Here is a 15,761-nt window from a genome sequence, read left to right as displayed (position 1 = left end):
CTTACTGGTTTATAGATCATATAATGAAACAATTTTAATAAAAAGCGATAAATAGCGACAATTACCGAAATAGAAATCTCCAGAAGACGCACATATAATCCTTTAAATAAACTTTGATAGGCCGCAAAGCCGCATAAAAGGGCAATAAATATATAAAATCTCAGTTCTCCGCGATTGACGATAAATAAAATATAAAAAATAGCCAGCCCTTGTACAACCCAAAAGAGGATATCATTGATAAAAACAATCCAGCTTTTGCGATTACTGCGTTTTAGGAAGCGGTTGTAAGTATCAAGAGCTGCGCCAAAGACACTGCCCATGCCAATCATGGCTAGCATGGTGATAAATTGTGTCGATAAAGTCATCGGAATAACTTGCTAAAGAAGCCTTTAGCCTTATCTCCATGCTGATCATCTAAATAAACGAGATCAAATATTTTCCCTTTTATGGAGACAACCCCTTTATCGACATCAAGATTTTTCATCTGCAGGTTCTGACCTTTAATCGCCAAAAACCCCATTACAGTATCTAATAAAAATTCCTCATTATCAAAGCTCTCTACCTGCTTAACCCCTGTAATGTCCAAAAGCCTTCTTCCACGCATAATAACATCGTGGTCCTGAACATTCGACTTTGTTGAATTTTGCTCAAAATATTGGCTCATCTTACATCCCCTCACAATCACAAAGTACAAGCTTTTTGTACATGTTATGAGAAAGGGATGAGAAATAGAACTTAGAAAAGCGGAATCACCTTGATCAGGGGCGACAAGCATAAGNNCAGGACGTACTAGTGCCGACTTTGCCACAGGACGTGGCGTACTTAGTCGGCGAGCCCCTAGGTGCTGGAGCTAGACAAATAGAAAAGTGGAGTACTTATTCCTCGACTCCGACCTTTTCCTCTTTTACAATCGTATACATTTCTGCAGCTTCTTCTTTTTTCGTTGTTTCTTGAATCCGGTCAATTTTGACAGTGACTACTCTTTGCCCAAAGCGGATAACTAACTCATCCCCGACCTTAACAACAGTGCTTGCCTTTGCCTGCTGGCCATTCACAAGAATTCTCCCTTGATCGGAAACCTCTTTTGCCAGCGTTCTTCTTTTTATTAATCGGGATACTTTCAAAAATTTATCTAATCTCATTGTCTGGACTCCTCTCCAACCGTTTTGCTTCTTCCCAGAATTCATCTAATTGCTCTAACCGGTAATCGGCAAAGCGCTTTCCGCTCTCTTTTACCTTCTTTTCTACATAAGCAAAGCGGCGTTTGAACTTCTGATTTGTTAAAAACAGAGCTTCTTCAGCGTCAATTTGGTAAAAACGTGCAATATTCACAATAGCAAATAGGATATCACCAAACTCATTCACGATTTGCTTGCTTCCTTTTTCCGCCTCTAATTCAAATTCACGAAGCTCTTCTTTTACTTTCTCCCAGGCAGGCCCGACTTCCTCCCAGTCAAAGCCAACCTTTGCTGCCTTTTTCTGAATATCGGCAGCGGCCATTAAATTGGGAAGGGATTTACTTATTTCGTCAAGGATTGATTTTTCCTCCGATTGGCCCTTTTCTTCCTGCTTAATATCCTGCCAATTTCTTAATACATCTTCTTCCGTCTCAGCGGTTACATCCCCAAATACATGCGGATGGCGGCGTACCATTTTTCCGGAAATCCCTTCAATCACATCTTCAATGGAAAAGAAGCCTTCATCCTCCCCTATTTGCGCATGAAGCATGACCTGCAGAAGGACATCTCCGAGTTCCTCCGCCATATGATCGATATCGTCTTCATTAATCGCTTCAATAAGCTCGTACGCTTCTTCGATTAAATACTTTTTTAATGACTCATGCGTTTGTTTTTTATCCCATGGGCAGCCATTTGGCCCGCGAAGCTCGGCAATAATCTCTCGCAGCTTGGAAAAGCTTTTATACAAAATGGCCTCATCCGTTACGGGAGGAACATAAATAGAAGTAAGATTATTTATCTCCATATCCCGATCCAATTCGTACAAAGGAACCTTGCGAAGCTGCTCTTCCTTGCTCCCTGCGGCCGTCACAATAAAAACATTATAATCATAAGGCAATAAATCCATTAGTGTAAGCTTTACTTCAGATGCCACAAACTGATCATACACCTGCCCAATGATCATGTGATGCTTCACTTCTAGCTCATCTTTCTTCAAGCTTGTTCCATCAAGCAGCTGAAAGCCCTCGATTGGATCAATTTTAAGTGACTGGAACAAGGCATCAAGAAAGCTTTGCCCCCCGCCGATTTCTATCGTTATTCCATGATCTTCCGCTCTCTCCAGCAACAGCTGAACAGTGCGTTCCGCAACAAGCGGATGACCTGGTACTGCATAAGTAACATCTCCGCGTAAAGCTTCATCTAGCAGGCTCGAACAAATTTCTTCATATACTTCATGAAATTGCTCGTGTTTTTCATATATAGAGTCAAATGAAGAGAATTCAAGCCCCTCCTTCACCAATTCCATAACGACAGGATGTTCTTTCGTCCGCAGATATAGGGGGGAAGCACTTTTCAGGGCACGGTAGACTCCTAGAGGGAGCTGCTCTAAATCCCCGGCACCTAACCCAAGAATCGTAATTTTTGACATTGATTGGTTCATCTCCTATTCCTTTTAGGCAGAAAAAAAACCAGCTTGCTCCCAAATGGCAGCATGAAAAGCTCTTTTTCTTTAAAGGTATTCCCTTTTAATACAATCCAAAGATAAATAAATCCGCCAACAGCCACAGCACTTAATGCCTGAAAGCCATTAAACAAACGCCCCTCTTCGAAGCTGGCTAAATAACCCGTCATATATAAATAAACCCGCAAGGCAATAAACATAGAAAGTGCAGCTATTCCAATGATAAGGATAAATCGTTTGTTCAAAATCCGCGTCCGCACTTGATTGCGGAGCTTAACTAGCAAGATGACCATAATGAAACTTAAGGTCAAACACGAGGATGCCGCTGCTCCCAATGTCCCTAATGGCGGAATAAGTAATGCATTTAGTACATATTTCACCGCGAAGCTGCCAAGAATAACAAAGGCTGGAAAAAGAATAATGCCTAAGCCTTGTAATATAGCGGTAACAGTCATTATGATGGAGCTTAATAAAATAATAAGGCTCAAAACCCCTAAAACATCTGAACCCTCACTGTTTTCAAACAGCATAATATTTGTTGGGCGAATAATACTCCACAAGCCGATTGTTGCGGCGACTCCTACAAACAAGGCGATTTTAAGCGCTAGCTGAATGTTATCATGCATAAATGCAATATTTGACTTTAATTTTTCACTTGTAATAATCGGAACTAATGATAATGACATGGAAGTGGCAACCACCATCCCTACCTGAATAAGCGGCTGACCTCGATCATAAATTCCCTTAAGCTCTTTCGCCTCATGAGCATCTACTCCTGAAGAAATAAGCATCGAATATAGATTTAAAGAATCTGCCATTTGCAAAAACACAAGGAGCAAGCTGCTTACGCATATGGCAAATCCCTGTACCAAAAGAGCCCTAGCTATTTGTATGTTTTTTTGAATATCAAATTTTGCTAAAGGAAGATGAGATTTCCGTCTTCCTATCCAATAAAACGTTATGAGAACAATAATGGCTGCGATTCCGCCTGTTACAGAGCCGAACGCCGCTCCTCCTCCTACAACGTACAAGCTATATCCCTTACTTGTCAGCAAAAAAGCGGCTAAGAAGATCGTAATCACTCTTATTAATTGCTCAACCACTTGGGATATGGCTGTAGGAACCATATTCCCTCTCCCTTGGTAAAAGCCTCTCAGCAATGCAACTACAGGGAAAATTAAAAACGTGACTGAAATGACTTTCAGTAAAATCACAAGCTTAGGATCCTTCATTTGAGCCGCCAGCCAATCCGCGCCCCAGAAAAGAAAAGCAAAACAAATAAATCCGATTATAAATAATATTAGGGCGGATGTGAAAAATAGATGCTGTGCCCCATTTTTTTCCTCCCGGCTCGAAAGCTCCGTGTAAAGCTTTGAAATCACAACCGGAAAACCATATGTAGATAAAGCAAGGGCAACTCCATAAAACGGATAAACTTGCTGATAAATATAAAAACCAACATCTCCCACAATATTTTGAAACGGTACGCGGTAGACGGCGCTTAATATTTTTACGATTAATGCGGCAAAAGTTAAAACGAAAGCCCCTTTAAATAATTCTATAGCTTTTTTCTCGGGACCCATTGCCCCTCTCCTTCCAAATCTTACATTCGAAAGTATTATAACATGGCTGCTTACTTAATTGCCCCCATGAGTCACTTCATTGAATTTACCTCGTGCTGCCATGCGACGAGCTGAACAACACTTCCCCGAGTATACTATGGCGCAGGAGCACATATATAACAGTTTATTAATTTAAAGGGCAGCCAACCCGAAAAACCATCAGTGGGCCCCCAATTATATGGAGGCCCACTGATGGAAGTTTCACCTTATGATTCCATTTGTCTTGCTAAAAATCCTGCAGCTGTTTCTACAGCCTTTTGCTCAACTTCTCCTAACGTATCTTCTTTGGCATAGATGATCACAGCACCAATTGGATCTCCATTTGCAATGATTGGTCCAATGGTGTAGGAAGAAATGGCTTCAGTATGACCATCAACCAGTGCAAATTCACCTGATTGTGTTATAAGGACTGAACTACGGTCCTCCATCGTCTTCTCTACTAATTCACTAATGTTTTTGTTTAAGTATTCCTTCTTGGATCCCCCTGCAACAGTGATATATGTATCTCTGTCACAAATTAATACTGGGTTTCCTAAGCTGTCAAACAGTGCCTCCGCATACTCTTTTGCAAAGTCGCTTAGTTCACTGATCGGTGAGTACTTCTTCAAAATGACCTCTCCATCACGGTCAACGAAAATTTCTAATGGGTCTCCTTCACGAATACGCAGCGTTCTGCGAATTTCCTTAGGAATAACCACACGCCCTAAATCATCGATTCGACGAACAATACCAGTTGCTTTCATCCAATGTTGCCTCACTTTCATCTGATGATTTTTTATAGAAATAAGAAAAAGGATTTTCCAAATTCAGACAGATGTCCGACTTCTGGCGCATTGTACTAAAGTATAATGCCCAAGGTTGGAGTCCCGCACTGAAAGCGCGCAATTTTCAGCTTTTCTTATCTGGCCATGATTCAAAATTGGGAGAAATTGAATACATCGCCATGTTTGAACTTAGTATCTTTCATATGGAAAGTTCTATACACGTTCAATTATTTTTTCTCGAGTTTATCTTTCCATTAAAACTCGGAAAAATCATCTGGATCGTTTTCTGTACTTAGATGAACTTTGGTGGTTTTTCTAAAGAAATACCCTTCGTTTTCCATGAGTAAACATATTTGAAAGCTTTTAGGGCTTTTGCTCTGCTTATTTATTTAAGGGGCATTAGAATTTATAATGCCTGACTATGCTGTTCTTTAACGGAATCCTTCATCCCTTGTACCACTTCAAAGGCTATTTTTAACCATTCATTTGGTTTGATTCCTTTTATATGGAGTACTGCCTTGAGTTTTTTTCCATCCATCCCAAGCCCTACTGTACGTCCAAATTTACTTGTGACTTCAAAGATTTTCGGACCGTCTATTCGTTCGCTTGCCTTTTCTGATTGCAGAATCAGTATTTCTTGTTTACTCTGTTTAATCGTTTCCACTCCGGCAAGCTCTCCAAGAACCTTCATTTGTGCGACTTGGAATAAATAGGCAACCTCTTCAGGGTATTCTCCGAATCGATCGAGCATTTCATCATGAAGCTCCTTGATATCCTCTATACTTGAAGCACCTCTAAAGCGTTTATACATTTCAATCTTTTGATGGCCATCTGAAATATAGGAATCAGGAATATAAGCATCTAATTCTAGATCAATTTCGAGCCTCTGCTTATTCTCATGCTCCAGATTGCCTTTCCTATTTTCGATCGCTTCCTTAAGCATTTGCGAATATAAATCAAACCCAACAGAATCAATGAAGCCATGCTGTTCAGCACCTAATAAATTTCCCGCGCCCCTAATGGACAGGTCACGCATGGCAATTTTGAATCCGGAGCCAAGCTCTGTAAATTCTTTAATAGCCTGGAGCCGCTTCTCAGCTACCTCGGTTAGTACTTTATCTTTTCTATAGGTAAAATACGCGTAGGCGACCCGATTAGAACGGCCAACCCTTCCTCTCAGCTGATAAAGCTGTGATAGCCCCATTTTATCGGCATCGTGAACAATGAGCGTGTTGACATTTGGGATATCTACCCCAGTCTCAATGATTGTCGTGCTCACAAGTACATCATATTCGCCGGAAAGGAAACCTAGCATAACCGATTCGAGCTCATTTTCAGTCATTTTCCCATGGGCATAGGTCACTCTTGCGTCTGGAACAAGCATAGATATTTCCTCCGCTTTCCGTTCTATATCCTCTACTCGGTTATAAAGGAAATAAATCTGCCCATCGCGAGCAAGCTCTCTTTCAATCGCCTCTCGTACAATTCCTCCATTATACTCCATCACATATGTCTGAATAGGAAAGCGATTTTCCGGAGGAGTTTCGATGACCGATAAATCACGCACGCCGAGCATCGACATATGAAGAGTTCTAGGAATAGGTGTAGCCGTTAATGTTAGAACATCCACATTTGTTTTCAGCTGTTTTATTTTCTCCTTATGTGTGACCCCAAACCGCTGTTCCTCATCGACAATAAGCAGGCCTAGGTCTCGATACGAAATGTCCTTTGAAAGAATACGATGAGTCCCGACTACCACATCAATGGTCCCCGCCTTTAAACCTTTGATCGTTTCTGTTTGCTGTTTCCTAGATTTAAATCGGCTTAGCAATCCGACCTCGATCGGATAATCCTGAAAGCGCTCTCTCATTGTTTCGTAATGCTGCTGAGCAAGGATAGTTGTCGGAACAAGGAAAGCTACTTGTTTTCCATCGGCGATCGCTTTGAAGGCAGCACGAATCGCTACTTCTGTTTTCCCATAGCCCACATCCCCGCATAATAACCGGTCCATCGGGCGCTCTCTTTCCATATCTCTTTTAATTTCGTGAATGGAACGAAGCTGATCCTCTGTTTCTTGATATGCAAAGGCTGCCTCGAATTCCCGCTGCATCTCCCCATCTGGGCTAAAAGCATGTCCTTTCGATGCTTCTCGCTCTGCATAAAGCTTAATTAAGTCATCTGCAATATCTTGTACAGAGGATTCAACCTTCTTCTTAACCCTCTTCCAATCGCTTCCGCCAAGCTTATATAATTTAGGTTCCTTTGCTTCGGAGCCTACATATTTTTGAATAAGATCAATTTGCTCGACTGGAACATAAAGCTTATCCGTACCGTGATAACGAATATGGAGATAATCCTTATGAACCCCATTAATTTCAAGTGTTTCAATTCCTAAATATTTTCCTATCCCGTGATTCACATGAACGACATGATCTCCAACTTTTAACTCGGAATAGCTTTTAATCCGTTCCGCATTAGACAGCTTTTGACGGCGGGTCTGCTTTTTCGTTCTTTTATTAAAAAGCTCTTCTTCTGTAATGACCGCAAATCTTTGGCTTGGTAGCTCGAATCCAGTTAACAAACCACCTGCCATAATTTGAACCTTTCCTAAAAGGAGAGGCTGATCATTCTTGATATAGAATGCTTCGATTTCATAGTCTTCCAAAACTCTTTGAAGCTTCTTCACTCTTTCTTCATCAGAGCCTAAAAAGATGACCGTGTAATTTCCTTTTCTCCATCGTTCAATTTCCCCTTTGAGGACATTCATTTGACCGTGGAAGTTTTGCATTTGTTTACAGGAAATATTAATAATATTTTGCGGATTCGTATTTGGGATATGTCTTAGAAACAATGACAAATAAATGAGCGGCTGTTTCTTTTGCTGTAAAAACCCCTTTAAATTATGGGATATTTTCACATCATGAATCATTTGCCCCTCACCTAATAGACTTGTATACCACTCGGCCTCTTCCTTTTCAAGAGAGTCATTCATTTCTTGAACTCTGCTAATTTCATCGATGAAAATCAGCGCATTTTCTGGAAGATAGTCTACTAAACTATTTTCTTTTTCATATGCAAAAGAGAGATACTTAAATAGCTGGTTAGGCTTGCTCCCCATTCTTAATTGCTCAAGCTCGTATCCGATGTTCTGTGTGAGCAATGTTTTTACTTTTTCATCCTTTAACTTCTTTAGGCTTATGCCTAATCCCGCTTCAATCTTTTCAATCATTTTCTGAAAGTGCTCAACTGTTAATGGATATTCAGTTGCGGGACCAATTGTAACTTCAGATATTTTTTCCTTGGACCGTTGATCTTCCAATGAAAACGATCGAATAGAATCTACTTCTGTATCAAATAATTCAATTCGAATGGGATCGGATTCTGTTAATGGATAGATATCAATAATTCCGCCTCTTACACTAAACTCACCGGGAGACGAAACCATGCTCACACGCGAGTAGCCCATTTGGACGAATGTTAGAAGCTGCTCCTCCTGAAGTTCATCTCCTATCTTTAAGGTAAGCTGACTTTTTCTCCAGAGAGAGGCTGGTGGAAGAATTTTCCTTAAGGCTGCCATTGGTGCAATTAATATTCCATTTTTACTTTTACTCCAATAATTTAACACTTCGATTCGCTGTGCCTTTAATTCTGGGCTGGCAATACTAATTTCAGCGGCAATTAATTCATTAGCCGGATATAAAAACACTTCTGATTCCTTAACGAGATGAACGATATCATCATAAAGCTTTTGCGCCTGCAGAAGATTATGTGTAATGATTAATACCGGCCTTCGTGTTTGCTCATAGACAGATGATAGAAATAAAGTCCTTGCAGAACCGGATAAGCCTGATATTAACTGCTCCTTAAGCCCTTCCTTAATTCCAGACAAGACGGATTGCAGATCATCTTGCCCACTAATCATATTCTTGAGTCCTTTCATATGACTACCCTCCCTTTCTTAAGAAGAATGAGGCCCGTGGATGCGGGTCATGCAGACGTTGCCACAGGACGTGGCGTTCTTAGTCTGCGTTCCTTTTTTATTCAAAGCGTTCTCCGCATTTTTGAATTAAATAGAAAAATGCTTTGGATAGATGTCCAAAGCCTGTTATTGAATTAGAAAATCATGCTGATGGTATTCCGGATTTCTCTGTAGTAATTCATGACAATCCTCGCAAATTGCCTTTACCTGAAGATTGCCCGCCATATCGTACGCAATCATCTCTTGACGTTCCTCATGATTTAATAAATGAAAGCCTAATTGCTCCGTGTGGATGTCGGTATCTTCTATCGTACCAATCTCCACTCCACAATGGCGGCAATGATAATGTATAGCCATGCCTGTTCCTCCTATTATACACTCAGTATCAATAGTATGATCGTTTCTAAAGGAACTTATTCATTCGGCAATAGCTTATACAGCATAATAAGAATGATATACTATCTTATGAAAAAAGTAGAGATATATGAGGAATTATTGATTAAATTCATTCATGATTTGTAAAAACGGCTTAGAGATCCATTCCTCACAGGCATCTGAACATCTTTTGATGACTTCACCCATTTGCTCCTGCTCTTCTTTTGAAAAGCGCCCTAACACATAGTCAGACACTTTCATCCCGCTCGACGGCCTGTCAATTCCAACTCTTATTCTGTTAAACTCTTGTGTACCCAAATGTGCGATGGTGGACTTGATTCCATTATGCCCTCCAGCACTGCCCTTTTGCCTTAACCGGATCTTCCCAACCGGGAGATCTAGATCATCATAGATAACTACAAGCTCATCATTGTCAATTTCGAAATAATCCATTAACGGAACAATAGATTCACCTGAAAGGTTCATATATGTAAGCGGCTTTAATAAATATACCTTTTCCCCATTTACATGGCCCACTCCATAAACCCCCTGGAATTTCGCCTGGTCAAGAGGGATATTAAACTTCTCTGAAAGTGCATCAATGACCTCAAAACCAATATTATGCCTTGTTTTCTCATACTGCTTCCCAGGGTTCCCTAGCCCTACTATTAGTTTCATGATTCCACCTCTTATTATAAAAAGCGCAGAGCACTGAACGTGAAAATAGGGCTGACCAATCATTTTTCGGGTCAGCCCCTTATTCATTGCAAGGAACTCATCTATTTTAACCTTTATTATTCACTAGCCTTAGTTTCTCTGCCTTCTTCATTTTCCGGAGTTCCACCAGCCTGCTGTTCACCGCTATGAATTTCTTCTTCTTGTCTAGGCGGAAGAATAGAAGCAATGACTTCCTCTTCCTCATTATTGATCTCATAGTTGAGGTTTGTTTTTATATCACCAATTGTTAACGTTTCATTAACCTGAAGACTAGTTACATCGACATCAACAGATTGAGGGATGTTATCCGGCGTAGCTGTAACAGAAACTTCATGTAAAGCCTGCTGCATAACACCACCGTCCTTCACTCCTGCTGCATCTCCAGTAAGAGCAATACGGACATTAGCAGTTATTTCTTGGTTCATATCTACTGCAAGAAAGTCAACATGAATAATCTCATTTTTTATCGGGTCTGCCTGATAGTCACTTAATACTACATTATGCTTCTTACCGCTTAAATCCAATGAAATGACGCCATTCCTGCCCACTTGACGGATTACTTTCGTGAAATCCTTCTCATTAAAATAAATCGATTGACTTTCAATCTTGGCCCCATAGACCACAGCAGGAATATTCCCTTCTTGTCGAATACGCGTTAAGACCGAGCCGCGAAATTCCTTTCTTTCCTTTGCTTGTAAAACAGTTGTCATAAGTAGGTCCCCTTTCCTTATTACATTAATCAAGACTCTATATAAAAAATGCCCTAAATGGGGGGAGTCTAAACCTTCCAACAATATTTAGTATAACATTGTGGAGCAAATAAAGACAGGCATGCTATTTAGCATGCCTGTCTATTGTTAATAATATTTAAATCAATCAAATAGTGTGCTTACAGATTGCTCCTCATGTACACGGATGATTGCTTCTCCAATAAGAGGCGCAACTGAAAGCTGAACTATTTTCTCCGTTCTCTTTTCTTCTGGAAGGGCGATTGAATTCGTCACAACTAACTCTTTAATTGAGGAGTTTTGGATTCTCTCAATGGCCGGGCCTGATAATACTGGATGTGTACAGCATGCATACACTTCAGACGCACCATGTTCAACAAGTGCATTTGCAGCTAATGTGATCGTTCCAGCAGTATCAATAATATCATCAATCAAGATAGCTACTTTTCCATCAATATGTCCAACAATATTCATAATTTCCGCTACATTCGGCTTCGGACGGCGCTTATCAATAATGGCAATCGGAGCTTTTAATCGTTCAGCAAGCTTTCTTGCTCTGGTTACACCGCCATGGTCTGGTGATACGATAACAACATCGTTATTCATAGCTTTATCTTTAAAGTAATCAGAAAGAATCGGAACACCCATTAAATGATCAATTGGAATGTCGAAGAAACCTTGAATTTGCGGAGCATGCAAGTCAAGTGTAATAACACGTGTTGCACCTGCTGTTTCAAGTAAGTTTGCGACAAGCTTTGCCGTAATTGGTTCACGGGCTCTAGCTTTACGATCTTGACGTGCATACCCATAATAAGGCATAACAATATTAATCGTTTTTGCCGATGCACGTTTTAGGGCATCAATCATAATGAGGAGCTCCATTAAATGTTCATTCACTGGAGAGCTTGTAGATTGAATCACATAAACATCACATCCACGAATGCTTTCTTCGATATTAATTGTAATTTCTCCATCGCTAAAACGCTGCACTGAACATTTTCCAAGCTCTACTCCGATAACATTAGCAATTTCTTTTGCCAATTCACGGTTAGAATTAAGACTAAAAACCTTTAAATTTGGATCTAAATATTGATTAGACATGTTAAGCCTCCACCTGAATTATTTCTTGCCGTTTAGTTTTTCTGCATAATTCTCTTTATTTACTTGACGCGCCCTTGCGATGGATAAAGCCCCTCCAGGAACATCCTCTGTTATCGTTGAGCCCGCTGCAACATAGGCATTTTCCCCAATGGTTACTGGTGCCACGAGATTAGAATTGCAGCCTACGAAAACTCCATCTTCTATCTTCGTCAGGAATTTATTTTTCCCATCGTAGTTGACTGTAATCGTGCCGCAACCAATATTTACATCGCGGCCGACTTCAGCATCCCCTATATAGCTTAAATGAGATGCCTTGCTTCCTTCACCGAAAACAGCTTTTTTCACTTCAACAAAGTTTCCAATTTTCACATGCCCATGAATGTCAGATTTCGGACGGATATGAGCAAATGGCCCAATTTGGACATCAGAACCAATTTGACTGTCAAAAGCTGCAGATTGCCGGATCGTGGTATGATCACCAACCGTACAATCTGAAATCTCACTATGAGGACCAATGACACAATTAGATCCGATCGCTGTTTTGCCAGAAAGAATCGTGCCAGGGTATATGATCGTATCCATTCCTATCGATATATCGGAATCAATATACGTATTGGATGGATCAATGAATGACACGCCATTTCGCATGTGGAACTCATTTATTCTCTTTCTCATCAATCGTTCCGCCTCAGAAAGAGCAACCCTGTCATTCACACCAAGAGTCTCCTCAAATTCAGCGGTTTGGAAAGCTGCAATAGGGGCTCCTTCATTTTTCAAAATCTCAATCACATCCGGCAAATAATATTCGCCCTGGACATTATCATTGCTTACCAGGCTTAAGGCTTGAAATAAAGCTTGATTATCAAAACAATAAGTACCCGTATTGATCTCTTGAATCTTTCGTTCTTCTTCTGTCGCGTCTTTATGCTCGACTATCTTCTCGACATGTCCGCTTTCATTTCGGACGATGCGTCCATAGCCAGTAGGATTGTCGGCCCAAGCAGTCAGTACCGTTGCTTTAGCGCCTTTGTCCTCGTGGTGTTTATAGAGTGCCTCCATTGTTTCATGTGCGATAAGCGGAGTATCTCCACAAACGACAATCGTAACGCCTTCTTTCCCATCAAGCATTTCCTTTGCCTGCATGACAGCATGAGCCGTACCTAGCTGTTCCTTCTGCAGTGCATACTTAATGTTATCACCGAGTTGTGCCTGTACCAATTCCGCCCCATGACCAATGATCGTTACAATTTCCTCTATATTAAGCTTTGAAACTTGATCAACCACATGTTGAACCATCGGCTTTCCACACACAGGATGCAGGACTTTATAAAGCTTAGACTTCATTCTCGTCCCTTGGCCCGCGGCTAAAATGACCGCATAACGATTATACACAGACAGGCCCCCATTTCAAGTGAAATATATAATATCGCCCATTTCTAGAAAAGCGCAAGCGCCTTCAGAACAAATTAAGGCAGCGTGAAGCCCCAATACTCCTTTATCATTATATTGGTTCACTCACTTATTTACGAATATATTAGATGTTAATTCCATCCGCATTTTTCTTTCTTACAACCTTTTTGTCCATTAAAAATATATCTTATAAACGGTCATATTTCAAGGAATGACAAAAAACTACATATTTTTTACATGATAATGATTGAATTATTTCCATTTGAAGGAAGGAAGGTGGGTAAAACAGCATAATCGCAGAGCTTTTTCATAAAAATGATAGGTTTGAAATGAAGAGTAATGGGGAATTAGGAGAGGAGTGCTATACACAATCGAATAACAAAAAAGAGCCTTACTTATGAAGTAGGCTCTAGTTGTTTATTATTAGGAAGCTCCTGCTTCTTCAAATTCAACTTCTAATTCACCTAAACGGTGGTATTCTGATAATACAGCCTCTTGGATTTTCCCCCGTGTTCCTGAGTTAATAGGGTGAGCAATATCCCTAAACTCGCCATCCGGAGTACGTTTGCTAGGCATTGCAACAAATAATCCATTATTCCCATCAATTACTCGAATATCGTGAACAACAAATTCATGATCTAAAGTAATAGAGGCAATCGCCCTCATACGGCCATCTGTATTAACGCGGCGCAATCTTACGTCAGTTACTTCCATTCTGTTCACCACCTTTGCTAAAAGATACACATCTTACTCTATTTAATTCCACATATACTCAGTTTTTCCTGCTTGAATCGAAAAAATTTTTAGAATCTTTTATTCCAAATGATGAAGTTCTATTTATTACCCCATATCCATTGTGACTATTCTACCAAAAATTATACAATAAATAGTAAAAATATCTGAACTACGAAGCTTTATACCTATAAAAAAACAAGCTCGCGAATTCAACGAGCTTGTTTTTTATTTTACCTGCTATTTTACAAGAGCTACTACTTCGATTTCTACTAAAACATCCTTAGGCAATCGGGCAACTTCTACACAAGAGCGTGCAGGCTTATGGGTATGGAAGTATTCTCCGTATACTTCATTAATTGCACCAAAGTCGTCCATATTTTTAATAAATACGGTTGCCTTCACGACTGTTTCTAAAGACGCGCCTGCCTCCTCAAGTACAGCCTGCAGATTTTTGAACACTTGATGAGTCTGAGCGATAACGTCTCCTTCCACTAGGACACCCTCAGCCGTTAACGGAATTTGACCTGAGCTGTAAAATAAGTTGTTTACGATGATTCCTTGTGAATACGGACCAATTGCGGCTGGTGCACTTGCAGTTTGAACATATTTCATATTTGTATCCCCCTCAAATATAATTTGATAATCATTTATTTTTTAAAATAATTACCTTCATTCACATTGATCTTCTTTTCCTTTTCATCAACATCTGATAATCGCAGGAGAGATAAATATTCATCCACGAGACGTTCCTCTGACTTTTCTGCTTCCACTAAAACAGCTATGCCTGCTACACTGGCTTTAAATTCCTCAAGCATGCTGACCATTCCATTGATGGTGCCTCCACCCCTCATGAAGTCATCGACAATAAGCACTCTAGAACCTTCTGCCAAGCTTCTCTTTGAAAGCATCATCGTTGATAATCTTCTGGATGAGCCAGATACATAATTAATACTGACCGTTGAGCCTTCTGTGACTTTACTGTCCTTTCTAACGATGACAACAGGGACATTTAAATAATTGGCTACTGCATAAGCTAAAGAAATTCCCTTCGTTGCTACAGTCATGACAACATCAATGGGTGTTTCCTCAAAAGCAGAAGCAAATAAACGCCCGACCCGATTCACAATAGAAGGATTTCCTATTATATCTGTCATGTATAAATAGCCACCAGGTAATAACCGATCAGGACTGGCAATTAACTCACAAAGCTCCGATATGAATGATTTTGCTTCCTCATTCGATACTTTGACATGAAATTTCACACCGCCTGCTGCACCCGGAACCGTTTGTAACGTTCCAATTCCCCGTTGTTCAAATGTATCCTTAATAATCGCTAAATCTTCACTGATGGAGGACTTAGCTGATTTATATCTTTCTGAGAAATAAGTTAATGAAACCAATTGTCTTGGATGTTCTAATAAATAATTCGTCATATCAATTAAACGCTCACTTCGACGAAACTTCATCATAGGACCCCCAAATCCGAATATTTTATTGTTAATATATCACCATTATCCGGATTTAATCAAGTCTATGTCGTTCTCCAAGCATTCTTACTGCGAATACCTGATCACAGAAGCCTCTCAAACCATTATAAATTCGCTGCATTCTAGAGTCATGGCGAACAAGTCCGAATACAGTCGGCCCACTGCCGCTCATCAAAACAGCATCTGCACCAAATCTTCTTATT

The 15,761-nt window shown here is 40.2% G+C and carries 15 protein-coding genes and 1 pseudogene; all 16 read right to left on the bottom strand.

Annotation, left to right across the window (positions count from 1 at the left end; genetic code table 11):
* The coding region (gene yabQ, locus V7149_RS08935) for a spore cortex biosynthesis protein YabQ (RefSeq protein ID WP_335345287.1) at nt 1-365 on the bottom strand (365 nt) is incomplete at its 3' end.
* On the bottom strand, nt 362-664 hold the full coding sequence (gene yabP, locus V7149_RS08930) for a sporulation protein YabP (protein ID WP_335345286.1): 303 nt from the start codon (nt 662-664) through the stop codon (nt 362-364). The genes yabP and yabQ, both read right to left, overlap by 4 nt.
* A gap of 211 nt (nt 665-875) precedes the next feature.
* The gene (locus tag V7149_RS08925) at nt 876-1,142 is read right to left on the bottom strand and encodes an RNA-binding S4 domain-containing protein (protein ID WP_335345285.1); all 267 of its coding nucleotides are present in this window, start codon (nt 1,140-1,142) and stop codon (nt 876-878) included.
* On the bottom strand, nt 1,129-2,607 hold the full coding sequence (gene mazG / locus V7149_RS08920) for a nucleoside triphosphate pyrophosphohydrolase (protein WP_335345284.1): 1,479 nt from the start codon (nt 2,605-2,607) through the stop codon (nt 1,129-1,131). Before mazG ends, V7149_RS08925 begins: the two co-directional genes overlap by 14 nt.
* Nucleotides 2,608-2,615: 8 nt before the next feature.
* On the bottom strand, nt 2,616-4,223 hold the full coding sequence (locus V7149_RS08915; protein WP_335345283.1) for a putative polysaccharide biosynthesis protein: 1,608 nt from the start codon (nt 4,221-4,223) through the stop codon (nt 2,616-2,618).
* A 245-nt stretch (nt 4,224-4,468) separates the two neighbouring features.
* Entirely contained in the window at nt 4,469-5,005 is a 537-nt protein-coding gene (spoVT, locus tag V7149_RS08910) for a stage V sporulation protein T (RefSeq protein WP_335345282.1), read from the bottom strand.
* A gap of 427 nt (nt 5,006-5,432) precedes the next feature.
* Entirely contained in the window at nt 5,433-8,966 is a 3,534-nt protein-coding gene (mfd, locus tag V7149_RS08905) for a transcription-repair coupling factor (RefSeq protein ID WP_335345281.1), read from the bottom strand.
* A gap of 165 nt (nt 8,967-9,131) precedes the next feature.
* Nucleotides 9,132-9,362, bottom strand: coding sequence for an anti-sigma-F factor Fin family protein (locus tag V7149_RS08900; RefSeq protein WP_315666815.1), 231 nt, complete (start codon nt 9,360-9,362; stop codon nt 9,132-9,134).
* A 135-nt stretch (nt 9,363-9,497) separates the two neighbouring features.
* Nucleotides 9,498-10,058 carry an aminoacyl-tRNA hydrolase gene (gene pth, locus V7149_RS08895; RefSeq protein ID WP_335345280.1) on the bottom strand — a complete coding sequence of 187 codons (561 nt, stop codon included), beginning with the start codon at nt 10,056-10,058 and terminating at the stop codon, nt 9,498-9,500.
* 116 nt (nt 10,059-10,174) lie between these two features.
* The gene (locus tag V7149_RS08890; RefSeq protein WP_335345279.1) at nt 10,175-10,807 is read right to left on the bottom strand and encodes a 50S ribosomal protein L25/general stress protein Ctc; all 633 of its coding nucleotides are present in this window, start codon (nt 10,805-10,807) and stop codon (nt 10,175-10,177) included.
* 162 nt (nt 10,808-10,969) lie between these two features.
* Nucleotides 10,970-11,926: a ribose-phosphate diphosphokinase gene (locus V7149_RS08885; RefSeq protein ID WP_335345278.1), complete on the bottom strand. Its 957-nt coding sequence runs from the start codon at nt 11,924-11,926 to the stop codon at nt 10,970-10,972.
* 18 nt (nt 11,927-11,944) lie between these two features.
* Complete coding sequence (glmU, locus tag V7149_RS08880; RefSeq protein WP_335345277.1) at nt 11,945-13,318, bottom strand: bifunctional UDP-N-acetylglucosamine diphosphorylase/glucosamine-1-phosphate N-acetyltransferase GlmU; 1,374 nt, start codon at nt 13,316-13,318, stop codon at nt 11,945-11,947.
* A gap of 441 nt (nt 13,319-13,759) precedes the next feature.
* Nucleotides 13,760-14,050 (bottom strand): septation regulator SpoVG, encoded by a 291-nt coding sequence (gene spoVG / locus V7149_RS08875; RefSeq protein WP_053479353.1) that lies wholly within the window; start codon nt 14,048-14,050, stop codon nt 13,760-13,762.
* Nucleotides 14,051-14,308: 258 nt separating this feature from the next.
* On the bottom strand, nt 14,309-14,683 hold the full coding sequence (locus tag V7149_RS08870; protein WP_335345276.1) for a RidA family protein: 375 nt from the start codon (nt 14,681-14,683) through the stop codon (nt 14,309-14,311).
* 35 nt (nt 14,684-14,718) lie between these two features.
* Entirely contained in the window at nt 14,719-15,537 is an 819-nt protein-coding gene (gene purR, locus V7149_RS08865; protein ID WP_335345275.1) for a pur operon repressor, read from the bottom strand.
* A gap of 55 nt (nt 15,538-15,592) precedes the next feature.
* A pseudogene (gene ipk, locus V7149_RS08860) lies at nt 15,593-15,761 on the bottom strand (4-(cytidine 5'-diphospho)-2-C-methyl-D-erythritol kinase); the annotation flags it as partial.

Origin of the sequence: Bacillus sp. JJ1503 (assembly GCF_036965125.1) — a bacterium.
Classification (GTDB): Bacteria; Bacillota; Bacilli; order Bacillales; family Cytobacillaceae; genus Cytobacillus.
The sequence above is the reverse complement of the archived record's forward strand: the minus strand, read 5'-3'. Positions and strand labels throughout refer to the sequence as shown.